At 65.2% G+C, this 21,839-nt stretch carries 28 protein-coding genes; 15 read left to right on the forward strand and 13 right to left on the reverse strand.

Features of this window, described 5'->3' with window-relative positions:
* Positions 1–15 precede the first annotated feature (15 nt).
* On the reverse strand, positions 16–957 hold the full coding sequence (locus QQ977_RS02610) for a rhomboid family intramembrane serine protease (RefSeq protein WP_285927367.1): 942 nt from the start codon (positions 955–957) through the stop codon (positions 16–18).
* A gap of 102 nt (positions 958–1,059) precedes the next feature.
* Between QQ977_RS02610 and QQ977_RS02615 the strand changes: the two genes are divergently transcribed.
* Positions 1,060–1,788 (forward strand): hypothetical protein, encoded by a 729-nt coding sequence (locus QQ977_RS02615; RefSeq protein WP_285927368.1) that lies wholly within the window; start codon positions 1,060–1,062, stop codon positions 1,786–1,788.
* 130 nt (positions 1,789–1,918) lie between these two features.
* Here the strand turns inward: QQ977_RS02615 and QQ977_RS02620 are convergent, their stop codons facing one another.
* Complete coding sequence (locus QQ977_RS02620; protein ID WP_285927369.1) at positions 1,919–2,200, reverse strand: hypothetical protein; 282 nt, start codon at positions 2,198–2,200, stop codon at positions 1,919–1,921.
* 191 nt (positions 2,201–2,391) lie between these two features.
* On the opposite strand from QQ977_RS02620, the gene QQ977_RS02625 reads away from it, so the two are divergent.
* Positions 2,392–2,640 (forward strand): hypothetical protein, encoded by a 249-nt coding sequence (locus QQ977_RS02625; RefSeq protein WP_285927370.1) that lies wholly within the window; start codon positions 2,392–2,394, stop codon positions 2,638–2,640.
* An 81-nt stretch (positions 2,641–2,721) separates the two neighbouring features.
* Positions 2,722–4,083, forward strand: coding sequence for a tRNA pseudouridine(13) synthase TruD (truD, locus tag QQ977_RS02630; RefSeq protein WP_285927371.1), 1,362 nt, complete (start codon positions 2,722–2,724; stop codon positions 4,081–4,083).
* 45 nt (positions 4,084–4,128) lie between these two features.
* Here truD and QQ977_RS02635 read toward each other — a convergent pair whose 3' ends face one another.
* The 5 genes from QQ977_RS02635 to rpiA form a co-directional block, all read right to left on the reverse strand.
* Positions 4,129–5,124, reverse strand: a complete 996-nt coding sequence (locus QQ977_RS02635; RefSeq protein ID WP_285927372.1) for an MBL fold metallo-hydrolase — start codon at positions 5,122–5,124, stop codon at positions 4,129–4,131.
* A 158-nt stretch (positions 5,125–5,282) separates the two neighbouring features.
* Positions 5,283–6,347 carry a type 2 isopentenyl-diphosphate Delta-isomerase gene (fni, locus tag QQ977_RS02640; RefSeq protein WP_285928735.1) on the reverse strand — a complete coding sequence of 355 codons (1,065 nt, stop codon included), beginning with the start codon at positions 6,345–6,347 and terminating at the stop codon, positions 5,283–5,285.
* A 95-nt stretch (positions 6,348–6,442) separates the two neighbouring features.
* Positions 6,443–7,426, reverse strand: coding sequence for a permease (locus QQ977_RS02645; RefSeq protein WP_285927373.1), 984 nt, complete (start codon positions 7,424–7,426; stop codon positions 6,443–6,445).
* Positions 7,423–7,806 (reverse strand): ArsR/SmtB family transcription factor, encoded by a 384-nt coding sequence (locus QQ977_RS02650; RefSeq protein ID WP_285927374.1) that lies wholly within the window; start codon positions 7,804–7,806, stop codon positions 7,423–7,425. The genes QQ977_RS02645 and QQ977_RS02650 overlap by 4 nt, the downstream gene beginning before the upstream one ends.
* Before the next feature lie 344 nt (positions 7,807–8,150).
* A complete protein-coding gene (gene rpiA / locus QQ977_RS02655) occupies positions 8,151–8,837 on the reverse strand; it encodes a ribose-5-phosphate isomerase RpiA (protein ID WP_285927375.1) in 687 nt (228 codons plus the stop codon).
* A gap of 275 nt (positions 8,838–9,112) precedes the next feature.
* Here rpiA and QQ977_RS02660 point away from each other — a divergent pair, with 275 nt between their 5' ends.
* The 4 genes from QQ977_RS02660 (at position 9,113) to QQ977_RS02675 (ending at position 12,040) form a co-directional block, all read left to right on the forward strand.
* Positions 9,113–9,817 carry a CTP-dependent riboflavin kinase gene (locus tag QQ977_RS02660; protein ID WP_285927376.1) on the forward strand — a complete coding sequence of 235 codons (705 nt, stop codon included), beginning with the start codon at positions 9,113–9,115 and terminating at the stop codon, positions 9,815–9,817.
* 1 nt (position 9,818) lies between these two features.
* Positions 9,819–10,484, forward strand: a complete 666-nt coding sequence (ribB, locus tag QQ977_RS02665; protein ID WP_285927377.1) for a 3,4-dihydroxy-2-butanone-4-phosphate synthase — start codon at positions 9,819–9,821, stop codon at positions 10,482–10,484.
* A 92-nt stretch (positions 10,485–10,576) separates the two neighbouring features.
* Positions 10,577–11,506, forward strand: coding sequence for a branched-chain amino acid transaminase (locus QQ977_RS02670; protein WP_285927378.1), 930 nt, complete (start codon positions 10,577–10,579; stop codon positions 11,504–11,506).
* Between the two features lie 48 nt (positions 11,507–11,554).
* A complete protein-coding gene (locus QQ977_RS02675; RefSeq protein ID WP_285927379.1) occupies positions 11,555–12,040 on the forward strand; it encodes a universal stress protein in 486 nt (161 codons plus the stop codon).
* Between the two features lie 7 nt (positions 12,041–12,047).
* On the opposite strand, the gene QQ977_RS02680 is transcribed toward QQ977_RS02675, so the two are convergent.
* Entirely contained in the window at positions 12,048–12,737 is a 690-nt protein-coding gene (locus tag QQ977_RS02680) for a DUF502 domain-containing protein (RefSeq protein ID WP_285927380.1), read from the reverse strand.
* 39 nt (positions 12,738–12,776) lie between these two features.
* Positions 12,777–13,613, reverse strand: coding sequence for a proline dehydrogenase family protein (locus QQ977_RS02685; protein WP_285927381.1), 837 nt, complete (start codon positions 13,611–13,613; stop codon positions 12,777–12,779).
* A 118-nt stretch (positions 13,614–13,731) separates the two neighbouring features.
* On the opposite strand from QQ977_RS02685, the gene QQ977_RS02690 reads away from it, so the two are divergent.
* The gene (locus QQ977_RS02690; RefSeq protein WP_285927382.1) at positions 13,732–14,277 is read left to right on the forward strand and encodes a CDP-2,3-bis-(O-geranylgeranyl)-sn-glycerol synthase; all 546 of its coding nucleotides are present in this window, start codon (positions 13,732–13,734) and stop codon (positions 14,275–14,277) included.
* A gap of 35 nt (positions 14,278–14,312) precedes the next feature.
* On the opposite strand, the gene QQ977_RS02695 is transcribed toward QQ977_RS02690, so the two are convergent.
* A complete protein-coding gene (locus QQ977_RS02695; RefSeq protein WP_285927383.1) occupies positions 14,313–14,477 on the reverse strand; it encodes a hypothetical protein in 165 nt (54 codons plus the stop codon).
* 106 nt (positions 14,478–14,583) lie between these two features.
* On the opposite strand from QQ977_RS02695, the gene QQ977_RS02700 reads away from it, so the two are divergent.
* The 6 genes from QQ977_RS02700 (at position 14,584) to asd (ending at position 18,444) form a co-directional block, all read left to right on the forward strand.
* Positions 14,584–14,910 (forward strand): hypothetical protein, encoded by a 327-nt coding sequence (locus tag QQ977_RS02700; protein ID WP_285927384.1) that lies wholly within the window; start codon positions 14,584–14,586, stop codon positions 14,908–14,910.
* A gap of 48 nt (positions 14,911–14,958) precedes the next feature.
* Complete coding sequence (locus QQ977_RS02705) at positions 14,959–15,465, forward strand: macro domain-containing protein (RefSeq protein ID WP_285927385.1); 507 nt, start codon at positions 14,959–14,961, stop codon at positions 15,463–15,465.
* A gap of 123 nt (positions 15,466–15,588) precedes the next feature.
* The gene (locus tag QQ977_RS02710; RefSeq protein WP_285927386.1) at positions 15,589–16,440 is read left to right on the forward strand and encodes a triphosphoribosyl-dephospho-CoA synthase; all 852 of its coding nucleotides are present in this window, start codon (positions 15,589–15,591) and stop codon (positions 16,438–16,440) included.
* Positions 16,437–17,021 carry a DUF447 domain-containing protein gene (locus QQ977_RS02715; RefSeq protein WP_285927387.1) on the forward strand — a complete coding sequence of 195 codons (585 nt, stop codon included), beginning with the start codon at positions 16,437–16,439 and terminating at the stop codon, positions 17,019–17,021. Before QQ977_RS02710 ends, QQ977_RS02715 begins: the two co-directional genes overlap by 4 nt.
* A gap of 80 nt (positions 17,022–17,101) precedes the next feature.
* Complete coding sequence (locus tag QQ977_RS02720) at positions 17,102–17,293, forward strand: 30S ribosomal protein S17e (RefSeq protein WP_285927388.1); 192 nt, start codon at positions 17,102–17,104, stop codon at positions 17,291–17,293.
* A 116-nt stretch (positions 17,294–17,409) separates the two neighbouring features.
* On the forward strand, positions 17,410–18,444 hold the full coding sequence (gene asd, locus QQ977_RS02725) for an aspartate-semialdehyde dehydrogenase (RefSeq protein WP_285927389.1): 1,035 nt from the start codon (positions 17,410–17,412) through the stop codon (positions 18,442–18,444).
* On the opposite strand, the gene QQ977_RS02730 is transcribed toward asd, so the two are convergent.
* The 3 genes from QQ977_RS02730 to QQ977_RS02740 all read right to left on the reverse strand — a co-directional run bounded on the left by QQ977_RS02730 (position 18,441) and on the right by QQ977_RS02740 (position 20,567).
* A complete protein-coding gene (locus QQ977_RS02730; RefSeq protein WP_285927390.1) occupies positions 18,441–18,881 on the reverse strand; it encodes a universal stress protein in 441 nt (146 codons plus the stop codon). The two genes, asd and QQ977_RS02730, sit on opposite strands and share 4 nt — an antisense overlap.
* A gap of 163 nt (positions 18,882–19,044) precedes the next feature.
* Complete coding sequence (locus QQ977_RS02735) at positions 19,045–19,854, reverse strand: alpha/beta fold hydrolase (protein WP_285927391.1); 810 nt, start codon at positions 19,852–19,854, stop codon at positions 19,045–19,047.
* Between the two features lie 428 nt (positions 19,855–20,282).
* Positions 20,283–20,567, reverse strand: coding sequence for a HalOD1 output domain-containing protein (locus QQ977_RS02740; protein WP_285927392.1), 285 nt, complete (start codon positions 20,565–20,567; stop codon positions 20,283–20,285).
* A gap of 386 nt (positions 20,568–20,953) precedes the next feature.
* On the opposite strand from QQ977_RS02740, the gene QQ977_RS02745 reads away from it, so the two are divergent.
* Positions 20,954–21,754: a TrmB family transcriptional regulator gene (locus QQ977_RS02745; protein WP_285927393.1), complete on the forward strand. Its 801-nt coding sequence runs from the start codon at positions 20,954–20,956 to the stop codon at positions 21,752–21,754.
* The last annotated feature ends 85 nt before the right edge of the window (positions 21,755–21,839 follow it).

Here is a 21,839-nt window from a genome sequence, read left to right on the forward strand (position 1 = left end):
TCGAGCGAGCGCCGTTCAAAACGGGCCGCGACCGCCAGGGCCGCCTGGACCGCCCGGCCCGCCCGGGCCACCGGGGCCACCACCGAGTTGGATCTGACTCGGCGTGCGAACGTTCTGGGTTCGCTTGACGTACTCGCCGTAAGCCAGCCCGATCAGGAGGCCAACGAGGTGGGCAGCGTGGGCGATGTCGAATGCCCCCGCAGCACCCCCGCCGATGAACGCGAGGCTAAGGAGAGCGATCCCGGCCGTGAGGACCCAAAGCGGCATCGGGAGGATGAAAAAGAGGTACACCCGGAGGTTCGGATTCAGGATCGTCAGTACGCCCATGATCGCCAGGGCGGCACCGCTCGCACCGAGTACGCCCGGCGTCGTCGGCGTGATTCCGCCCTCGAGCAGCCGGATGCCGACCTGGCCGAGCCCCGCGAGCGCACCGCTTGCGAGAAACAGGATCGAGAACTTCCGGGATCCAACGTACCGCTCCACGAGCGGGCCGAAAAAGAAGATCACGATGCTGTTGAAGACGATATGCATCAGGTCGCCGTGTGCGAAGATCGAGGTGAACCACGTCCAGACGTACTCGGGGTTCTGGGGCGTCAGGACGAACAGCGTCCGTGCAACCCCAACGCCGAACAGGGCGGTTACGAACAGTTGGGCTGCGAAGGTGATCCACATCAGCACGAGCACGGCGTACGTCGCGTTCCCCCGGAAGTACGCGAGCGGTCCACCGGGACCCGTATCGATCGGGAGCTTGTCGGCGAGACTCGAAGACGTCGACCGGCGGTCGCCGACGCTGTCGTCGAAGCCACTGTCGAAGACGCCGCCGGGATCGTTCCAATCTTGCAACCCGGAGCAGCCGTGGTTCTCCGGCAGCCTGTGTTCGGAACAGTACGTCCCCCCACAGTGCCGACAGTTGTACGGCATGCTTTCTTCGCTCCCACACACGTCACACTTCGCCATTGGGCAGGGGTATGCGGCCGAATGGTATGGGGTTTGGGGTTCCAATTTCGGCTGGGTCGCTCGAGTCGGCGCGTTTTTCTCCTCGCGGTCGAACGATCCGGTATGGACGCGGTAGCGCTCGAGAACCTCCTGGCGCGGGACAGACGGAGCGATCGACCGGCGCTCGAGGACGCGACGGGCCGGAGCTACGACTACCACTGGCTCTGTACTACCGCCTGGAAGTCGGGCAACTTCCTGCGTCACAGCGGCGTCCGGGCTGGGGTGACCGTCGGCGTCGTCGGTGCCGGTCCGCTCGCCCTGTTGGCCTTTCTCGGGACGGCGCTGCTCGAGGGGACGACCCGGTTCGATCCGCCGACCGAACTCGGCGACGACGAGTCGGTTCGAGCGCTCGTCGCCCCCGTCGACGACCTCGAAAGTTACGATCTCCCGCGGGGGGCCCAGCGCGTGGGCTACGGCGACGAACCCGATCGACCCGACGTCCACTACTTCGACACCGGCCTGTGGAGCGAGAATCCGTCGTTTCCGCCAGTCGAGATCGACCCCGAGACGGCACTGCTCTCCGACGGCGAGTGGACCGTCTCACACGAGGCGGTCCTCGAGGCGGCCGGCAACCTCGTCGCGGCGTACGGGATCGACGAGGGGACTCGCGTCGCCGTCGCCGGGCCGCTGTCCGATCATCGGACGGTGACAGCAGGCGTAGTTGCACCGTTGCTCGCCGGCGGCGTGATCGTTCTCCCGGGTGCGGGCACCGACGACGCCGTCGATCTCGCCGTCGGTGACGACGTCGGCGGAGCCGACCGCGTCGCTCTCGAGGCCGTCTCCCTGGACTGAGAGCACGAGCCGCTCGTCGCTCGCGCCGGATAATTCGGCATTACGCTACCGAAAACAATCGTTACGTTCCGCGTCTCGGATCGAAAAACACGCGTAGTGGCGGGCGGTCAGGACGCTGGTCCCGTCGCGCTCAGTCGTCAGCGACGGGCGAGACCGTGGTGTCGTCTGTCGACAAACCGTCGTCCGCTGGCGGCTCGGCACTCGTCGGGTCGACGCCCCACAGCGCGTACGCGACAAGTAGTGCGGAGCCGACCGCACCGACGCCGACGCCGTAGGCCACCGACACGCCGATGGCCGACGCGATCGCGGCTCCGAGCACCAGCGGTACCGGAATCGTCCCGAGGAGGTAGTCGTACACCGTTCCCTCCACGACTGGGCCGGTACGACGACGAGTGACGTCTACCACGGTCATACTCGATCCCTCTATTTGATACTACTACATCCCCCCACTTAATAATTATCCTAGGAATGTATACCACTGTTTGGTAAACAAACAGGGTTATATATTTATAAGTTATCTCTATTATTTAGAGCGTCGGATCAGGAAGGGGGTTGCCGCGAGAAACGCTTTTCTGTCTCGACCACCGAACCCACACATCGTCGATGTTCGGGTACTACGAACGGCTTCTCGTCGCCATGGCCGGATCGATACTGCTCGGCGTGGCGGCGAGTTTCCATCCGGTGGTGGAACTCTACCAGGGGGCCGGTACCGGTGCGCTCGTCGCGACCGTCTTCCTCTACGAGGCGCTGTTTCGGAACCCACCGCTGCCGCCGACGGATCCACGCGTGGCCGCGGGAACCGCCGTCTGGCACGGCTGTCTCGCAATCGTCGTCCTCGTGGCCTTGCTGTGATCGGCTCGTGACGGCTCCGATCGAACCGCCACGCCGCGAGAACGAACCGCTTTACCGGCGGGGGCCGAATCGCTACCACGGATGCGTCCAGCCCACCCCACGGAACGGGCCGTCGGCATGGAGTACTACGTCAGCGACGCCGACGGCGTCGGCGGCCGGTTGCGCGGAAGCGACGACCAGTTTCGCGTACGTGAACTCGAGCGGTTCGACACCGAGCCCGTCGACGCCGATCCCGACGCCTATCCACACCTCGTGTTTCGGGCGACGCTGTCGGGCTGGGACACCAACGACTTCGCCGCGCGGCTGTCGGACGCACTCGGCGTAAGCCGTGAGCGGGTCGACTGGGCCGGGACGAAAGACAAGTACGCCGTGACGACGCAGCTGTTTTCGGTCTACGGCACCGATCCCGGCGACCTTCCCGAGATAGCCGGCGTAACGATCGAGGTACTCGGCCGAGCCGGGCGCGGCCTCGAGTTCGGCGATCTCGCGGGAAACGCCTTCGGACTCGTCGTCAGCGATCCCGACGATCCGGAGCGGGCAGCGACGATCACGGCCGAACTCGCGAGCTTCGGCGGCCTCGGGGACGACGGAGACGGCGGTGACGGCGAGTCGACGTCGATCGGCGTCCCGAACTACTTCGGCCAGCAGCGATTCGGTAGCAAGCGCCCGATCACTCACGAGGTCGGTCTCGCCATCGTCCGGAGCGACTGGGAAGGGGCCGTCATGGCGTATCTCGGCGATCCGGCCGACGCCGAACCGGCGGAGACACAGGCCGCCCGCGAGTTCGTCGAGGAGACCCACGACTGGACCGAAGCGCTCGAGCGATTTCCCGACCGGCTGCGCTACGAGCGGTCGCTGTTGCACGAACTCGCCGAGTGCACCGGCGAGCCGGGTCCCGAGACGTTCCGGGCCGCCCTCGAGCGGTTCCCTTCGAATCTCCAGCGGTTGCTGGTTCACGCCGCCCAGTCGTACGCCTTCAACCGGATGCTAAGCGAACGTCTCGAGCGCGGACTCCCGTTCGATCGCCCCGTGGCGGGTGACGTCGTCTGTTTTTCCGACACCGACGCGCCGGACGGACTCGCCCTGCCGGATCCCGACCGCACCCAGTGCGTCGACGAACGACGGGTCGGGTCAGTCACGCGACACTGCGAGCGTGGGCGGGCGTTCGTCACCGCGCCGCTTGTCGGCACCGAGACCGAACTCGCCGACGGCGAGCAAGGCGAACTCGAACGGGACGTCCTCGACGAGCTGGGACTCGAGCCCGGCGACTTCGACCTGCCGGGAGAGTTTCACTCGACTGGGACCCGCCGGGCGATCCTCGTCCGGACCGATCTCGAACTGGAAGAGGATCCGTTGACGCTCTCGTTTGCGCTGCCGAAAGGCTCCTACGCGACGGTGGTCGCACGGGAGTTCCTGAAGGTCGATCCGGTGTGTCTCGGCTGACGGTGGTCGACGGACGGTACCGGGACGTCGGTACAGCACTCCGTATCAGTCGACCTCGAGCGACGCGAGCGGCCAGCGACCGTCGGACCGATCGGCCAGCCGATCGGCTGCGTCGTCGGTGATTCGATATCCTTCGTCCGTCGGTTCGACCTCCCCGTCTCGCGTCAGGTGCTCGAGGTGGGCGTAGGCCTCGCCGGGGCCGTGGAGGACGTGGATGTCCTCGAGGTCGCCGAAGAGGTGAGCGCTCACCGTCCAGGCGTCGGCCGGTCCGTGTTCCGCGAGCACCGACAGCACCCGGTAGGCTCGTTCCTCGTGGTGTTCGATGATCGTCCGAGCGCGTCCGGCAGGGTCCTCGATCGGGTCCCGATGACCCGGCCACGCCCGCTCGAAGCCCGCCGTGGCGATCGCCTCGAGCGTCTCGAGGTAGCGCTCGAGTGGCCTGTCGACCCGGACGTCGGCACCGCCGACGTTGGGCGTGTAGACGGGCAACAGCGCGTCGCCGGTGAGGACCTCGTCGGTCTCGAGAACGAACATCGCGAGGCCAGCGGCGTGACCCGGCGCGTGGACGGCCTCGAGTTCGAGGTCGCCGAACTGGAGCCGATCGCCGCCGTCGAACGGTTCGACGGCGGGATCCGGACCGCGCAGTTCGGCTCCGCTCTCGAGGTATGCGAGTAAGTCCTCGCGATCGTCCTCGGGCATGCCCCACTCCGTGAACAGCCGTCGGTGGGTCTCGCGGACGTCGTCCCACGCGCTCTCGACGCCCGCGATCAGCGGTGCGTCGGCAGTGTGGGCGTGGACTGTCGCCCCGCTTGCAGCCTGGATCTCGCCGGCCAGACCAGCGTGATCGGCGTGATAGTGAGTGAGTACGACGGCGTCGACGTCGGCGAACTCGAGCCCGTGTTCGGCGAGGCCGGCCTCGAGGTCGGCCCGTGACTCTGAGACGGCGACGCCGGTGTCGACGAGGACGATCTGCTCGCCCGAAAAGAGGTAGGCGTTGTTCTCGCCTTCGAAGACGGTGTTGCCAAGCGTGATGCGATGCATTACGTCCCGGTAGCGGCTGCGGCTAGTATATGTCGTCCGGTTCGAGTCGACGGCGTGTCGGCTGTGGTGAAGGTCTCATACTGACTGCTGTACATCCGTACCGGGGACACCGCAAGACGAGGCGCGGTTGCCCCGGTACATCGGTACAGCAATCCGTATCACCGGTCGCTGCGCTCCTCGAGGTACTCCCTCGTCCGTCCGAGCACGACGTAGTCAGTCTCCTGTAACTCGCTGATGGAGGCCGAGCCGGTGACGAACATCGCCGTGATGAGCTCGAGACGGAGGTCCTCGATCAGCTCGACGACGGGCTCTTCGCCCCGGCCTGCGGGGCCGAGAAACGGCTTCGCGAGCCCGCCCGCCGTCGCGCCGAGTGCGATCGCTTTCGCGACGTCCATGCCCGATCGAACGCCGCCGCTTGCGATGACGGTGTCGTGGGCACTTGCAGCCTCGAGGGTGCTGACGGCGGTTGGAACGCCCCAGGCGCGAAAGAGCTTGCCGACTTTCTCCTGGCGAGTCGCACCGACGGCCGCGGCGCGGTAGGACTCGATGCCCGACCACGTGGTGCCGCCTTTCCCGGCGGTGTCGATCGCGTCGACGCCCGCCGCGGCGAGGCGTTCGGCGGTCTCACGGGAGATGCCGTTGCCCGTCTCCTTGACGATCACGGGGACCGACAGTTCCTCGGCGACGCCGGCGATCTCCTCGAGACAGCCCCGGGCGTCGACGTCGCCTTCGGGCTGGACCGCTTCCTGCAGGAAGTTGAGGTGGACCGCCATCGCGTCGGCCTCGATCATCTCGACTGCCTCCTCGACGTCTCCGACGTCGTACTCGAGCAGCTGGGCCGCGCCGACGTTACCGTAGAGGAAGGCGTCGGGGGCCGCGTCGCGCACGACGGTGTAGGACTCGAGTAGCTCCTCGTCGTCTAACTCGAGGCCGGCGCGCTGGCTGCCGACGCCCATCGCGATTCCGGTCCGCTCGGCGGCGGCGGCGAGGTTGCGATTTATCTTCGTCGTGTTCGGATGCCCGCCGGTCATGCTCTCGATGACGATCGGCGCAGCGAGCTCGTGGCCGAACAGCGAAATCGACGTATCGATCTCGTCGCGGTGGATCTCCGGCAGCGCCTCGTGGACCAGTTCGACGTCCTCGAAGCCGGTCCCCGAGGTTTCGACGTCCTCTTCCTCGATGATTCGTATGTGGTCGTCCTTCCGGTCGGATGTTTCGGGCATCTCGTACGTCTCCATCACGCAGTGTGCGATAGGGGCGTGAAAAGGTGTCCATTGTCGTCGGCGACGGACGACGCCGGCCGTCCGTCGGATTTCGCCTAGCCGAGCCCCGCAAGCGCCGCGTTGAATCCAACGCCGACGACGACTCCGATGGCGACGACGGTTGCGACGTAGATCGCAAGTAGTCGCCGCTCGAAGAGCTTGTTGAGCAGGATCAAATTCGGGACGCTCACACCGGCACCGCCGATGACGAACGCGAGGACGGTTCCGATTGGAATCCCCTGGTCGGCCAGTGCTGCCGCGATCGGAAGCATCCCACTGAGACTGACATAAAGCGGCGCGCCGGCAAGCGCTGCCAGCGGCACGGCGAGTGGGTTCTCGGGACCGGCGATGCGCTGGAGCAGCGTCTGCGGGACCGCACCGTGGATCAGGGCACCGACGGCGATTCCCAGGAGGAGGTACGGAAGGGTCTCCCGGAAGAACGACAGCGCCCCGTGGCCGGCCGTCGAGATCCGCTCGCGGTGGCTCCGGTCGGGCTGCTCGAGGGCACACGAACAGCCGGCGGGTCCGTCGTCGGAGCAGCCCGCAGTCCCGCCGTCTGTGGTGATCGTCCGGTTCCCTGCCGTCACCTGGACGTCCTTGACGTACCGCTCGAGGGAGAGCGACTCGATAACGAGCCCGCCGACGATCGCGGCGATCAGGGCGGCGAGGACGTAGATGACGGTGATCTCGAGTCCGAAAATGCCCAACAGGAGAAACGCGGCGATCCAGTTGACGATCGGCGAGGCGAGCAGAAACGAGAACGCGAGTCCAAGCGGCGCACCCGCACCCAGCAGGCCGGCGAGAACGGGGACGGTCGAACACGAACAAAACGGCGTCACGGCGCCGAGCCCGGCGGCCGCAACGTTGCCAGAACCGCGGTTGCGTTCCTTGAGAAACGCCTCGACGCGCTCCGGCGGGAGGTACTCCTGGACCAGTCCGACGAGAAAGGACGCGCCGATAAACAGCGGGACGAGCCGGACCAGCAGGTAGACGAAGTAGTCCCACGACTCGGCGAGCGTGTCGGCCGGGAGCTCGATCATTCGTCGGGATCGGTCGTCTCGAGTGCGGCCGCGAGATCGAGCAGTTGCAGCGTCGCCGTGTCGGCGATCCGGTAGTAAGTCCACTTACCCGATTTCCGGGTGTTGACCAGTCCGACCTCCCGGAGCCGTCCGAGGTGAGTAGCGACGGTCGACTGTGGAATATCGAGGATCGCCTCGAGTTCACAGACACAGAGCTCACCGTCGCGCAAGGCCTCTAAGATGCAGATTCGGTGGTCGTTCGCCAGCGCCTTGAACGCGCGGTGCTGGCGCGTTAGCCGTTCCTCGTCGACGCGTCGGTCCCGGAGTTCGGGCAGCGTACACGTCGTAGCCTCTTCGAGTCGGTCGGGAAGGGAATCCTCGAGGTCGGTTCCGTCACTCATGGTCAGTTTTCGGATTCGGTTTCCTCGATCTGAACGCCACAGCAACAGTCGTCCTCGGCCCCCGTTTTGCCGGTGAGTGCGTCGATGATGCGTCCGACCAGCGAATTCGATGACATACGTATCGATTAAATACGATCTGTGTTAAGCGCTTCGGTGATAGAAGCGGCTGTTATCGATTACAGACGACCCAAGTCTGTATACACAGTTCGAACGTTCTCGATACGTTCTTCATCATCCGAATACGCTCGTTCCGTCGCAGCCGGCCACAGCGGGGCGACAGCCACCGGAATCGTCGCTTGCTCCGAAAAACGAGGGGAAGACCGCGTACCCGTTCGTACACCCGATCAGTACGTTCTCCGTTCGACCCCGCCTTCAGTTCCGACGTAGGTCGCGTTCACGAGGTCGACGAACAGGCCGTGCTCGAGGATGCCCGGGATCGCGGACAGTCGCGTCGCCAGCGCGTCGGGGTCGTCGATCTCGCCGAACTCACAGTCGAGCACGAGGTTGCCGTTGTCGGTGACGACGGGGCCGTCTTTCCGTTCGGCCGCTCTGAGCGCCGGTTCGCCGCCGAGTTCGCGGACGCGACGTTCGACGACCGGACGGGCGTCGGGCAACACTTCGACGGGGACGGCCCGCTCGAGCCGGTCGGCGAGCTTCGAGGGATCTGCGACGACGACGAATCGCTCCGCCGCCGCGTCGACGACTTTCTCTCTGGCGTGGGCCGCGCCGCCGCCTTTGATCAGGTCGCCGTCTGCGATCTGGTCTGCGCCGTCGATCGCGAGGTCGATTCCGTCGACCTCCTCGAGCGTCGTCAGCGGGACGCCGACGTCGATCGCGAGCCGTCGGGACTGGTAGGAAGTCGGGATGCCCCGAATCTCGAGACCGTCCTCGACGCCCCGGCCGAGTGCCCTGATCGCGTGTGCGGTCGTCGAGCCGGTGCCGAGACCGACGACGTCGCCGTCTTCGACGTCTTCGGCCGCCCGTTCGCCGGCGCGGCGTTTGGCCGCGTCGGATCCGCCGTTCGACTTCATGTCCACACGAGTACGCGGCAGTGCCAAAAGGGTGTCTGACTCGCCCGTTAGAGCCGTTTCCGACCACGGCAGTCGGTCTGCCGTCGAAGGTCGTCGGAATTACGAAACTCACCAATGCTCGAACGACGGGCCTGTGGGTGCTCCGGACCGGTGACTTTTTTCCCGTGCCCACCCTCGTAGACGATGAGACCGATATCTACCGGCCGTATCGTAACGATTTTGTTATACATGCCACATTCGATACGCTTTTAGCGCGGTAGGCCAAACCGACGTATATGTCAGCTGCAACGACGCCGGCCGTCGGCCACGACGAGCTCGCCGTCCTCAAGCTACTCGCACTCGAGGGGGGACTCACCGGCTCACTCAAGATTTCCTGTTCCGGACTCGCCGACCGGCTCGACGCGTCGAACCAGACCGCCTCGCGGCGGCTCCGACGACTCGAGAACGCCGACTTCCTCGAACGCGACACCGTAAGCGACGGTCAGTGGGTTTCGATCACCGAGGCGGGCGAACGGGCACTGCGGGCCGAGTACGAGGACTACCGGCGCATCTTCGAGACCGACGCCGAGGTCGAACTCGAGGGAACCGTCACCAGCGGCATGGGCGAGGGACGCCACTACATTTCGCTGTCGGGATACAAACGACAGTTCGAAGACCGACTCGGCTACGAGCCGTTCCCGGGAACGCTCAACGTCGATCTCACGACCGAGAGCGTCCGACGCCGGAGCGCCCTCGAGTCGCTCGATCCGATCCCGATCGACGGCTGGGAGGACGAGGAACGAACGTACGGCCCGGCAGTCTGTTATCCGGCGACGGTCGAGACCGCAGACGGCGAGCGTTACGAGGGTGCACACACGATCGCCCCCGAACGCACCCACCACGACGAGGACCAACTCGAGATCATCGCACCCGAGAAACTGCGCGACGAACTCGATCTCACCGACGGCGATCACCTCACCATCTATGTCGGAGACCACTGACATGCACGGCCGATCGTCCGGCACGGCATCGTTCGAGCACGCACTCGAGTCGCTCGCGGCCGGCGAGCCGATCCTCGTCCACGACGCGGCCGACCGCGAGGGGGAGACGGACCTGATCTATCACGCGAGCGCGGTCACGCCCGATGCCGTTTCCCGGCTGCGAAACGACGCGGGTGGACTCGTCTGTGTGGCACTCGGACACGACGTCGCCGAGGCGTTCGATCTCCCCTTCCTCGCCGAGGCGGTCGACCATCCTGCGGTCGGGGACCACGATCTCGGCTACGACGAACGGTCGTCGTTCTCGCTGACCGTCAACCACCGTGACACCTACACGGGGATCACCGACAACGATCGCTCGCTGACGATTCAGGAGCTGGCCGCGGCCGCTTGCGCCCCCGAGGAGACGACCTTCGCCGAGGAGTTTCGCGTCCCCGGTCACGTCCACGTGCTGAAAGGTGCACCCGAGCTGCTCGCCCAGCGGGAGGGTCACACCGAACTGGGGCTCGCACTTGCAGCCGCCGCCGACCTCCCGCCCGCCGTCGTCGTCTGTGAGATGCTCGACGACGAGACCGGCGAGGCACTCCCGCCCGCTGCCGCCCGAACATACGCCGGGCGCCACGACGTCCCCTACCTCGAGGGCCGAGCCGTTCTCGAACAGCTGGGATAGCCCAGCCGCCGCGTTGGCGAACGACCGAGCCTGGGCGGGCGTTCCCACGGAAATCGCGAACGTTCATTACGCAGGCTTCCGTCACCCCGCCTATGAGCTTCGACGAGATGGACGTCGATACGATCTGGATGGACGGGGAGTTCGTCGACTGGGACGATGCGCAGATCCACGTGCTCACACATGGGTTGCACTACGGGACGGGGGTCTTCGAGGGGGCGCGGTGTTACGACACCGAGGAGGGACCGGCGCTCTTTCGCTGGGACGAACACCTGCAGCGGCTCTACCAGTCCGCCAAACCGTACGAGATGGACATCGGCTACGAGCCCGACGAACTCACCGACGCGACGATCGAGCTCATCCGCCGTCAGGAACTGCCCTCCTGTTACGTCCGTCCGATCGCCTTCTACGGCTACAACAGCCTCGGCGTGAGCCCGACGGACTGTCCCACCCGGACCGCCATCGCCGTCTGGCCGTGGGGTGCTTACCTCGGCGAGGAGGCCCTAGAGAACGGTATCGACGTGATGATCTCCTCGTGGCGGAAACACGCCTCGAGCCAGATCCCGACGAACGCGAAGACGACGGGGCTGTACGTCAACAGTATGCTCGCAGGCGAGGAAGCCCGCCGGAACGGGTACGCCGAGGCCATCGTGTTGAACAAGGAGGGCAACGTCGCCGAAGGCCCCGGCGAGAACCTCTTTCTCGTGCGCGACGGCGAACTCTACACGCCGGGGCTCTCGGAGTCGATCCTCGACGGTATCACTCGCGACACCGTGATCACGCTGGCAGAAGATCTCGGCTACACGGTTCACGACAACGTCTCGATCTCGCGTGGTGAACTCAACACCGCCGACGAGCTCTTTTTCACTGGCTCGGCCGCCGAGGTCACGCCGATCCGCAAGGTCGACAACGTCGTCATCGGCGACGGCTCCCGTGGACCAGTTACCGAAGAGATCCAGTCGACGTTCTTCGAAGTCGTCGAACGTCGGACCGATTCCTACGACGAGTGGTTCACGTACGTCTGAGTCCGATCCGCCCCCGGAGTTAAGACCCGATCGCCCGAACCCACGACCATGACGTTCGTCGTTCCATTCGACGGCTCCGATCTCGCCGAAGCAGCACTTCGTAAAGCGACGGCGTACGGCGACGCACTCGAGGAAGACGTCGTCGCCGTCACCGTCGTTCCCGAACGAAAACGCTACGCACGAGAGAAAGGCTGGATCGACGAGGACGAACCCTACGACGTCGCCGCGGCCGTCGAAGCCCTCAGAGAGCGGGCCGAAACCGTCGCCCCCGAAGCGTCGTTCGAGTACGAACGAATCCGGGAGTTTCCGCCCGCCGAAGGGATCGCAGACCGTATCGAACGACTCGCCCTCGAGCACGATGCGACGGTCCTGTTTCTCGGAAGTGACAACGTCGGTCGCGTCGTGACGCCGCTTGCAAGCGTCGCGGTCAACGTCACGGCCGAGGACGCCTACGACGTCTACCTCGTTCGAGATACGAATCCGCCGTCCGTCGCGGGGCTGGCGGACGCCGACGGCGAGAGCGCGGGACGATAATCTCCGTTCAGTCGTCGTTCCGTTCGGCTGCGCGTTCGTCGACGACGTCGATGGGGACGCCGCCTCCGATGCCGCTGTTGCGCTCCGAGTCGCCGAACCCGGCGCTCAAGACTCGTGTCAGCGCCTCTTCAACGTCTTCGTCGATCTCGGTTATCCGGTCGGACTCGACCTCGATGACGAATCCGGTGGTGATGTTCGGCGACGTCGGCAGGAACAGCACTTCACGTCCGTCGTCGGTCGTCTTTCCGGTTTTGAACGCGGTCATCCGAAGCCCGTTCCAGGTCTCGAGTTTGACGGGTTCTTGCAGCGACTCCTGTTCGCCGAAGGCGGTCTCGGCGGCCATCTTCGAGGCGTTGTAGACGACTCGAAGTCCGGGAACGCGGTTGGCGACGTCGTCGACGACGCGTTCGACGAGGCTGCCGACCGTCGTTCGCATGAGATAGCCGACCGAGAGCGTGAGAATGGCAAAGACCGAGAGCGCGACGAGAACGCGAAGGAGCTGTGCGATCTGTTCGCGCGTCTGGACGGCCTGATCGCTACCGCCCGGGATCAGCGGCCGGAGAACGTCGGCGTCGAGGATCAGTCCCGGGGTCAGTCCCGCAACGAGTCCGTAGAGCCAGTAGATGATGTAGAGGGTAACGAGTATCGGGCCGAGAACAATGAGCCCGCTCGCGAAGTCCCGCTTCCAGGAGGTCATGTCCGGTAACTCACACCACGGGATTATGAGCCCTTCCTTTCATCGCCCCAAAACGGCTCGGGCCGCGAACGTGATGTTCTCCGTGCGTTCTGTCATGCGTCGATAGAAGTACGACTTCCACCGGTCGCCGTGAGGGACGTACTGCCAGACCTCGTACTCCGATGCCAGTTCGTACTGTGTGTCTTCACGAACACCCATCAGCATCTGGATCTCGAAGTCCGTCCCGTAGGTTTCATGGAGTGCAATCGCGCGTTCGATCACCGCCGGATCGTGACTCCCGACCGCAACCGCGCCGTCGTACTCGGCGAAGGCGTACTCGAGCAACGACAGGAGCTCACGGTCGACGACTGTCTTGTCCGTGTACGCGACCGACGCCGGCTCGTCGTAGGCACCCTTCGTGAACCGCACCTTCCCGGGGACGTCGGCCAGTCGTTCGACGTCGTCGCGAGTCCGTCTCAGGTTCGCCTGCACGCAGACGCCGATCCCGCCCCCGTGTTCCCGTGCGAGCTCCTCGTAGGCCTCGAGCGTCGCGTCGGTCGTCGTGTGATCTTCCATGTCGAGCCAGACGAAGACGTCCCGCTTGCGGCCGTGGGAAACGACCGCCGCGAGCAGCTCCCGGAAGACGTCCTCGCCGACGTCCAGCCCGAGCTGAGTTGGTTTGACCGAGACACACGCCGACAGCTCGGCGGCCGCAATGTCGTCGATCAGTCGGCGGTACTCGTCGGCGTCGTCTGCGGCGGACTCGCGGTCCTCGTAGTGTTCCCCGAGCAGGTTGAGGATGGCGTTGACGCCGCGGTCGTTCAGTCGGCGGGCGTGCTCGAGCGCCACGGCGGGGTGTTCGCCGGCGACGAACCGGTTCGCGATGGGCGGGATCATACGACTCCGTACCTCGTCGAGTCATAAGGGTGTTGGTGGTTCACACGGAATGGTGTGTCGGGACGAATCGCCGGACGAACCACCGGCCGTTAAGGCGGGCGACTGCGTTCGGCCGGACATGGCAGTACTCGAGACGATCGTCGTCGCGTTCTGGGCGATGTTGCCCGCCTACGTGCCGAACAACGCCGCAGTGCTTGCCGGCGGCGGCCGACCGATCGACGGCGGCCGGACTCTGGGTGACAGTCGACTCCTCGGCGACGGCAAGACCTGGCGTGGAACGGCTGCGGGCATTCTCGCAGGCGCGGCACTCGCGGCGGTGCTGACGCTGCTTGCAGACGACGTGAGCGCGGCGATCGGCATCGACGTGCCGGCGTTTACGCCCGCTGCGGCCCTGGGGCTTGCAGCGGGAGCCATGCTCGGTGACATTCTCGCCTCGTTTCTCAAGCGCCGGACGGGCAGAGAACGCGGCGCGATGTTCCCCGGCCTCGACCAGCTCGATTTCGTCGTCGTCTCGCTGCCGCTGACCGCGCTCGTGGCGACGGAGTGGTTCCTCGAGGTCTTCACCTGGGGCGTGATCCTCGCCGTCGTCGTGCTCACGCCAGTGTTACACGTCGGGACGAACGTGATCGCTTACAAGCTAGGACTGAAAGACGAGCCCTGGTGATCGCTCTGCGAACGTCGGGATCTCGGAGACCGCCGTCAGCGCTCGAGGTCGACGGCGACGTCTGTCGCGATCCAGCCGTCTGCGTTGTTTCGTTCGACGAAGACGACCTTGCCGGGTCGGGGTTCGTGGCTGGTGACGATCGACGACGGCGCGTCGCGTTCCGTGTCGGTTTCGGTTCGTTGCTCGACGGGTGCGTCCATCACCACGTGTTAGGCGGGCCTAAAATTATAAGGATTTTGGTCGACCTAGTCCGTCGGCTCGTGATCGAATAGGTCCTTTTTTCACGAGCGGGGCCGTGGCCCCAGTATGGGTTCCCACGAGGGGTGGTCACACGGGGCGTCAGGCGTACGTGGCGGAAAAGAGCTCGTCAGCGAACTATTCGACGTCGACGTCGCCCGTGTTCAGTCGTTAAGCTGGTCGCTGGGCCGTCGCCTCACCGTCGAGAGCGATGCGAGGCAGCGTTTCGAACTCGAGTCCCGACGGACGAACCGCTCGCTCACCGTCTTCGAGGCGAGCGACGACACGTGCGTCCTCCGTCTTCGAACGCCAGTCGGTCGGGAACGATTCTACGGCGTCGCGACGGTCGACCTCGAGGGCGGCCCCGAAAAGGGGGACTGGGTCCGGACCGAGTGATCGCGGCCACGCCAATCTTCATTGTCCGGCCGGCCGATACGACCGCGTATGGAGTTCGACGTCGTTCAGGGCGACATCGCCGCACAGGAAGCAGACGCCCTCGTCAACGCCGCCGGGACGAGCCTCCGGATGGGTTCCGGCGTCGCCGGCGCACTCCGTCGCGGGGCCGGCGAGGGGATCAACGAGGAGGCGATGAGCAAGGGGCCAGTCGACCTCGGCGACGTCACCGTCACCGACGCCTACGACCTCGCGGCCGAGTACGTCATCCACGCCGCTGCGATGGCTCACTACGGGGACGGGAAGGCGACCGAAGAGAGCATCCGCGATGCGACCCGGAACGCCCTCGAGAGAGCCGACGAGCTGGGCTGTGAGTCGCTCGTGATCCCCGCACTCGGCTGTGGCGTCGCCGGCTTCGACCTCGCGGAGGGTGCCCGGATCATCGCCGAGACGATCGCCGACTACGAGCCGGAGACGCTCGCGGACGTCCGGTTCATCACCTACAGTGACGACGAGTACGCGACGATCCGAGACGTTGCCACGGCCGTCGAGAGCTGATACGGCCTGCTGTACCGGTTTCTCGGCGAAACCAAGATGGACCGTGGTCTCGCCGGCACTGACGGACAGCGGTCCGTACGACGCGACGAACCCGATAAGTCGTCGGCGAACACAGGAAGGCGTATGCGACCGCCTGCCCAGAACGCCGAACTCGCACTCTTGCTCGAGGTCTCGGGCACGCCGAAACCGGGCAACGTCGATCGCCGTCGTAACCTGTCGGAGTTGCGATACGAACACTTCCTCGCGGGAGCCGTCGGCGCGAGGGACGGCCTCCGGATGGCCGAACACGGCGCAGCGCTCGGTGCGGCCTTCGAGCGCGCCGTCGCCGGCATGAGCGCACAACGCGGCGGCAACACCCAGTTCGGGGCGTTGCTGTTGCTCGTCCCGCTTACCCGTGCCGCCGGCGAAGACCTCTCGCCGCCGGTGCTCGAGTCGATCCTCGAGGGGACGACCGTCGCCGACGCCGCCGACTTCTATCGCGCCTTCGAGCACGTCGACGTCGGCGTGGGAGAGCCACCCGAGGGACTCGAGGCACTCGACGTCCGCCGGGGCAGCGACGCGATCCCCGACCTCGAAGAGCGCGGCCTGACGCTTCTCGACGTGATGGACCGGAGCGCGCCGGTCGACGACGTCGCCCGCGAGTGGGTCACCGGGTTCGAACGGTCGTTCATCGCAGCCGAGCGGATCACCGACGCGGACGGACCGGCGACCGACCGGGCCGCCGTGACCTTCCTCTCCCTGCTCGCCGAACGCCCCGACACGTTCGTCGCGAAACGCCACGACGAGGGCGTCGCCCGGGAAGTGACAGACCGCGCAGCCGACCTCTACGACCGAGACGCCCTCGATCGTGACCCCGAGGCCGTCGAGGACTTCGCCGACGAGCTCGTCTCCCGCGGGATCAATCCGGGGACGACGGCAGACCTCACCGCTGCCGGGCTGTTCATCGCGCTGGAGCACGACACCCTCGAGATATGAGCGACGACAACCCGGCCGAGTGGCCCGTCTCTCTCTCCGGCGTCACCGAATCGGTCGTCACGACGCTCGGACCGAACGACCGCTGGAACGTCGCTGCACTGGGACTGTTCGCGGGCGAAGACGACCTCGTCACCGCGCGCACGTGGGGAAACACCCGTACGCGACGGAACTTCCACCGCCACGGCGAGGGCTACGTCCAGTTCGTCGCCGATCCCCTCATCTTCGTCGAGGCCGCGCTCTCGATCACCGAACGCGACGACCCCGTCCTCGAGGCGGCCTGTGCCTGGACCCGCGTCGCACTCGAGCAGGTCGACGCCGGCGAGGACGAGGGAACCGACTGGGAGGAGTGGGAGCTGTGCCCGCTCGAGTCGACCGTCCGTGAGCGTCGGGTGCCGACGATCGACCGTGGATTCGGGGCCGTGATCGAGGCGACCGTCGCCGCCTCCAGACTCGAGGTTTCCGGCTACGACGAGGACGCGCTTCGCGAGCGACTGGCAGACTACGAGTCGGTCGTCGAGCGAGCCGGCAGCGAGCGGGAACGAGAGGCGCTCGAGCGCGTTCGTGAGTATTCGTCGTGGTGAGCAGCGTCGGTACCTATTGGGTTCCACCGCTTCAGGCTGAAGAGAAAGGGATTAAGAGCCTCTGGACGGAACCTGCCTGTATGGCAATCAAACCCGCCTACGTCAAAAAGACCGGGAACATCCTCCTCGAGCGATACCCGGACGCGTTTACGACCGACTTCGAACAGAACAAAGAGAGCGTCGAGAAGCTGACGAACGTCGAGTCGAAGGGCGTCCGCAACCGGATCGCGGGCTACGTCACCCGAAAGAAAAGCGCGCAAGTTCCGGCCTGAGCTGGTTTTCTCATCCCGTCAGGAGTCGTCTCGAGTGGTGACGCCGCCGTCTCTCGAGACGAAAGCGTGCGAACGGGATCCAAACGGTTTTGAGGGCACGCCACCCATGACCGTCAATGGCAGTACGAGTAGGCGTACTCGGCGCTACGGGCGCCGTTGGACAGCGATTGATCGAACTTCTGGACCCACACCCCGACTTCGAGATCGCTGCGCTCACCGCGAGCGACTCGAGTGCGGGAAAGCAGTACCGTGACGTCGCGAAGTGGCGCGTCGACAGCCCCATTCCCGAGGACGTCGCCGGGATGACCGTCTCGGCGACCGACCCCGACGAGGTGAGCGACGACGTCGATCTCATCTTCTCGTCGCTTCCCTCGAGCGTGGGTGCTGCGGTCGAACCCGACTTCTGTGAGCAGGGCTACGTCGTCTCCTCGAACTCCTCGAACGCACGGATGGCCGACGACGTCCCGCTCGTCATCCCCGAGGTCAACGGCGATCACCTCGACTTACTCGAGGTCCAGCGCGACGAGCGTGGCTGGGACGGCGCGCTCGTGAAGAACCCGAATTGCTCGACGATCACGTTCGTCCCCACGCTGGCTGCGCTCGCAGAGTACGGCCTCGAGACGGTCCACGTCGCGACCATCCAGGCGGTCTCGGGTGCCGGCTACGACGGCGTCTCCTCGATGGAGATCATCGACAACGTCATTCCCTACATCGGTGGCGAAGAGGAGAAACTCGAGACCGAGTCCCGCAAGCTGCTCGGCAGCTTCGACGGGGCCTCCCTCGAACTCGACGACGTCGAGGTTGGCGCGTCCTGTAACCGCGTGCCGACGATCGACGGCCACCTCGAGAACATCTTCGTCGAGACGACCGAGGACATCTCGCCCGAAGAGGCGGCCGAGGCGATGCGGGCGTATCCCTCGCTTTCCCTCCGATCCTCGCCGGACCAACTCATCGAGGTCTTCGATGCTCCCGATCGCCCACAACCACGTCTCGACCGTCACGTCGGCAACGGCATGGCCATCGCCGCTGGCGGCATCCGCGAGTCCACGTTCGGCCTCCAGTACAACTGTCTTGCCCACAACACGATCCGCGGCGCTGCCGGCGCAAGCGTGTTAAACGGCGAGTTGTTGCTCGAGAACGGCTACCTCTAGTCCTCGTCGTCCGATCTCGGTAGCGACACTTTCGGAAGCGCAATCACCGGGACCGACCCCTCTCGGATCAGTCGACGCGCCATGTTGCCGGTGAGCCATTCGGTGATCCGGCCGCCCTCACGCGGAGTGAACGCAATCGCGCTCGCGTCCCGCGTTTCGGCTGCGTCGAAGATCGTCGCGACGACGTCGTCGCCGTACAGCGTCTCCGTCTCGACGGTCGCGTCGCTTCCCTCGAGGGGGGCGCAGGCGCGGTCGAGAATCTCGTTTGCGTACTCTTCGCGAGGCGTCGTGGCCTGTCCGTCGTCGTTTTCGATGACGTGAACGATGATCACGGTGCTCGTCCGGTCGAGCCGTGGGGCAAGCGCGGTCGTCGTTCGTTCGGCGTCTTCCGGATCGGCGACGGGGACGATAACCCGGTCGTCGAACGTCAACGTCATTCCCATCCCCCCGGTCGACGACTGGCACGATCGACGTCAGTTCGTTTTCGTCGTCCGTCCGATCGAACTGGATCCATCGTCCTAGCGGTGTATCTCGACTCAGTATAAAGGTCGGCCGATCCCGTTTCGCACTCGGGGGTAAATTCCCGGCTGTTATGAAGCATCACAGGGTCCGTTCGGTCTCGATCCGCGTCGCGAACGTCGCCACGAGATCCGAAACCGCCGACGGTCTGTGAAGCGGACAGACGTGGCCGCTGCCGTCGACCGTGACGACTCGAGCCTGGCTGTCGGTGCCGCCCGCTTCGGCGTGAGCCGGCGCTTCCTTTCGCATGAGTCTGTCGCTTTCCCCGTTGACGATCATCACGGGACCGGAGTAGGTCTCGAGGTCGGCCCGGAAGTCATAGCCCGCGAGGTTCGGACCCGCCATTCCGAGCTGGCGCGGATAGAGTCCCGCCTCGAGGATCTCGGCTTCGTGTTCCGGTCGAAGGTTGCGATTGCGAACCCACCGCTTCCCGAGCCGTTCGACGGAACGCTCGAAGAGGGAGCTTCTGGTGACGACCCGCGTCGCCATGCTTAGCAGCCGCGTCAGGATCGCCGTCGACTCCACCGGGTTAGCGCTGCTTCCGACCAACATCAGTCCGTCGACCCGGTCGGGGAACCGTCCCGTATACGCCGTCGCGACGTAGCCGCCGAGCGAGAGGCCAACGAGTACCGCGTGGCCGCCCGCTCCCGTGCGGACGACGGTCTCGAGAAGGTCGATCGCCGAGCCGAGGTGAAACGGTTCGCCAGCGCGCGTTCCGTGACCGGGGAGGTCGGGCGCAACGACGTGGAACTCCTCGGCCAACGCGTCCCGCTGTGGCGCCCACTGTGCCCGGCTGAACGCCGTTCCGTGCAGGAAGACGATCGACTGTGCGTCTCTCGGGCCGGCGACGTCGACACCCTCACGTTCAGGATCGTCGATCAGCTCGTCCATCGACGGCTCCGTACACTTCGGACGGCCTTGACTTCCAGGCGTAACCACGCGTGGTTTCGATGTCGGAGTTGGCGGTGTCGAGCTGTGACGAACCGCGACGGCCAGCAACTATATCGGAGTCGCTTCCAAACGTCGAGGTGGCGGGGGGACGACGACGGTCCGTATCACACGAGCCGGTCTCGATCTATCACTAGCGACCCCGCCAGAGGGTTCGCCCTCATCAATAGCCTTTCTCGGATCGACGGCGGCGGCGGACGTCTCGAGAACGAACCGCCGAATCGCGGGTACCGATTCGGAAACGGCTACCGGTCAACAGCGAGAGAGTCCCCCTTTTCGTGAGACGAGTGCACCGACAATGAGTGTCGGAACTGAGGATCGAACAGGGCGGGGCGTGGATCGCGTTCACGTTCACTCCGCTTGCCTCGGATTTATTCCGACGGCTGAACGACGTCGACCGTCCCGTCGCTCGAGACGACGACGTCTACGTTTTCGTACGTAAAGGAAAGCGACACTGTGGACGTGGCGGTCATCAACAGCGTATCGAGCGCGTCCACGTCGATGACGTCGTTGAGCGGCTGCATCCGGACCGGATCTCGGTTACGGACAGCAGCGACAGTCATGACGATCGCAACGCTCGGCGTGTCGAACCCGGACCAGTCAGAAATGACGTGTCCGTCCGACGTACCCCCCGTTCGGGAGCTGTCGTCGTCCATCGTCGATCACGTCGCGTATACAGCCACGTCCCGTTTACGCTTGACGAACCGATTCATCAGGATGATAGATATCCTCGAACACTATAAGGCTGTTGTGATGAACCGAGTTACTACCCACGACCGTCGCCACACTCTGGTGTCTACCGAACCGACGTGAAGACTGCCGTGAGGGCAGTCAGCACGTGGTATGCGAGGTTGGGACCCGTAGTGTACCACGTGCGTGTACGAGTAATGCGCGCATTCCATTTAGCATTTTGTCATTATGTGAGTGAAGACACATGTGTCGGGAAAAGCGACGGTTCGACAGAAACACCGTAACGAAAACGGTTTTGAAAGCAGGGTTCGAACGCCTCCATGCTGTAGACGGAATCGGTAGGTTGGGACCCATGACGGCATACTCTGCACGAGATACGGCAATCGAACTGTTACAACAGCTCGGGTTGAAAGAATACGAAGCACGGAGTTTCGTCGCTCTCTCACAGCTTCCAACCGGGACGGCAAAGGAGATAAGCGACGTCTCCGACGTCCCTCGGACACGGGTTTACGACGCGGTTCGCGCCCTCGAGACGAAAGGGCTCGTCGAAGTACAGCACTCGAACCCCCAGCAGTTTCGGTCGGTCGCCGCCGCCGAGGCGATCGAAACGCTCCGTCAGGAGTACGAATCGCGGCTGGAAGAGCTACGCGACGCGCTCCAGCAGGTCGACGCCGTCAACGCTGACGACGACGCCGACGGCGTCCAGGAGGTGTGGTCGCTCTCGGGGGAAACGGCGATCTCGACGCGGACGGAGCAGTTACTCGAGGCGGCCGACCGGGAGGTCGTGCTCGCGATCGGCTCCGAGCGGGTGCTCTCGGCGGACCTGCTCGAGACGCTTGGCTCGCTCGACGAGCTGACAGTGATCGCCGCCGCGCCGACCGACGACCTGTGTGACCGACTGCAGGCGGCCGCTCCCGACACGGAGGTGTTCGTCTCGGAACTCGAGTGGCTCGCGCCGTCTCCGGACGATCCGAACGCGAGCGTCGCGATCGGGCGGATACTCATGGTCGATCGGGATCGGATCCTGGTCAGCTCGCTCGCCGACGACGGAAACGGGATCGGGGAACGGGCGGTATCGGGTCGTGGGATCGGTAACGGACTGGTCGTCGTCGTTCGCCAGCTAATCGCAACCGAGTTGTTACAGTCTGGGTGAACGCGGTCCGATACGGCTGGCGTTTGCCGATACGACACCGGCTCGATCGGTCTCCTCGTTACAGCGGTAGCGAGGCGAAAGCCCA

The organism is Natrialbaceae archaeon AArc-T1-2 (genome assembly GCF_030273315.1).
GTDB lineage: Archaea > Halobacteriota > Halobacteria > Halobacteriales > Natrialbaceae > Tc-Br11-E2g1.

Excerpts from the sequence above, each read along its gene's own strand:
- QQ977_RS02610 (WP_285927367.1), bottom strand. The coding sequence starts at position 957 with ATGGCGAAGTGTGACGTGTGTGGGAGCGAAGAAAGCATGCCGTACAAC.
- QQ977_RS02615 (WP_285927368.1), top strand. The coding sequence starts at position 1,060 with ATGGACGCGGTAGCGCTCGAGAACCTCCTGGCGCGGGACAGACGGAGC.
- QQ977_RS02620 (WP_285927369.1), bottom strand. The coding sequence starts at position 2,200 with ATGACCGTGGTAGACGTCACTCGTCGTCGTACCGGCCCAGTCGTGGAG.
- QQ977_RS02625 (WP_285927370.1), top strand. The coding sequence starts at position 2,392 with ATGTTCGGGTACTACGAACGGCTTCTCGTCGCCATGGCCGGATCGATA.
- truD (WP_285927371.1), top strand. The coding sequence starts at position 2,722 with ATGCGTCCAGCCCACCCCACGGAACGGGCCGTCGGCATGGAGTACTAC.
- QQ977_RS02635 (WP_285927372.1), bottom strand. The coding sequence starts at position 5,124 with ATGCATCGCATCACGCTTGGCAACACCGTCTTCGAAGGCGAGAACAAC.
- fni (WP_285928735.1), bottom strand. The coding sequence starts at position 6,347 with ATGCCCGAAACATCCGACCGGAAGGACGACCACATACGAATCATCGAG.
- QQ977_RS02645 (WP_285927373.1), bottom strand. The coding sequence starts at position 7,426 with ATGATCGAGCTCCCGGCCGACACGCTCGCCGAGTCGTGGGACTACTTC.
- QQ977_RS02650 (WP_285927374.1), bottom strand. The coding sequence starts at position 7,806 with ATGAGTGACGGAACCGACCTCGAGGATTCCCTTCCCGACCGACTCGAA.
- rpiA (WP_285927375.1), bottom strand. The coding sequence starts at position 8,837 with ATGAAGTCGAACGGCGGATCCGACGCGGCCAAACGCCGCGCCGGCGAA.
- QQ977_RS02660 (WP_285927376.1), top strand. The coding sequence starts at position 9,113 with ATGTCAGCTGCAACGACGCCGGCCGTCGGCCACGACGAGCTCGCCGTC.
- ribB (WP_285927377.1), top strand. The coding sequence starts at position 9,819 with ATGCACGGCCGATCGTCCGGCACGGCATCGTTCGAGCACGCACTCGAG.
- QQ977_RS02670 (WP_285927378.1), top strand. The coding sequence starts at position 10,577 with ATGAGCTTCGACGAGATGGACGTCGATACGATCTGGATGGACGGGGAG.
- QQ977_RS02675 (WP_285927379.1), top strand. The coding sequence starts at position 11,555 with ATGACGTTCGTCGTTCCATTCGACGGCTCCGATCTCGCCGAAGCAGCA.
- QQ977_RS02680 (WP_285927380.1), bottom strand. The coding sequence starts at position 12,737 with ATGACCTCCTGGAAGCGGGACTTCGCGAGCGGGCTCATTGTTCTCGGC.
- QQ977_RS02685 (WP_285927381.1), bottom strand. The coding sequence starts at position 13,613 with ATGATCCCGCCCATCGCGAACCGGTTCGTCGCCGGCGAACACCCCGCC.
- QQ977_RS02690 (WP_285927382.1), top strand. The coding sequence starts at position 13,732 with ATGGCAGTACTCGAGACGATCGTCGTCGCGTTCTGGGCGATGTTGCCC.
- QQ977_RS02695 (WP_285927383.1), bottom strand. The coding sequence starts at position 14,477 with ATGGACGCACCCGTCGAGCAACGAACCGAAACCGACACGGAACGCGAC.
- QQ977_RS02700 (WP_285927384.1), top strand. The coding sequence starts at position 14,584 with ATGGGTTCCCACGAGGGGTGGTCACACGGGGCGTCAGGCGTACGTGGC.
- QQ977_RS02705 (WP_285927385.1), top strand. The coding sequence starts at position 14,959 with ATGGAGTTCGACGTCGTTCAGGGCGACATCGCCGCACAGGAAGCAGAC.
- QQ977_RS02710 (WP_285927386.1), top strand. The coding sequence starts at position 15,589 with ATGCGACCGCCTGCCCAGAACGCCGAACTCGCACTCTTGCTCGAGGTC.
- QQ977_RS02715 (WP_285927387.1), top strand. The coding sequence starts at position 16,437 with ATGAGCGACGACAACCCGGCCGAGTGGCCCGTCTCTCTCTCCGGCGTC.
- QQ977_RS02720 (WP_285927388.1), top strand. The coding sequence starts at position 17,102 with ATGGCAATCAAACCCGCCTACGTCAAAAAGACCGGGAACATCCTCCTC.
- asd (WP_285927389.1), top strand. The coding sequence starts at position 17,410 with ATGGCAGTACGAGTAGGCGTACTCGGCGCTACGGGCGCCGTTGGACAG.
- QQ977_RS02730 (WP_285927390.1), bottom strand. The coding sequence starts at position 18,881 with ATGACGTTGACGTTCGACGACCGGGTTATCGTCCCCGTCGCCGATCCG.
- QQ977_RS02735 (WP_285927391.1), bottom strand. The coding sequence starts at position 19,854 with ATGGACGAGCTGATCGACGATCCTGAACGTGAGGGTGTCGACGTCGCC.
- QQ977_RS02740 (WP_285927392.1), bottom strand. The coding sequence starts at position 20,567 with ATGGACGACGACAGCTCCCGAACGGGGGGTACGTCGGACGGACACGTC.
- QQ977_RS02745 (WP_285927393.1), top strand. The coding sequence starts at position 20,954 with ATGACGGCATACTCTGCACGAGATACGGCAATCGAACTGTTACAACAG.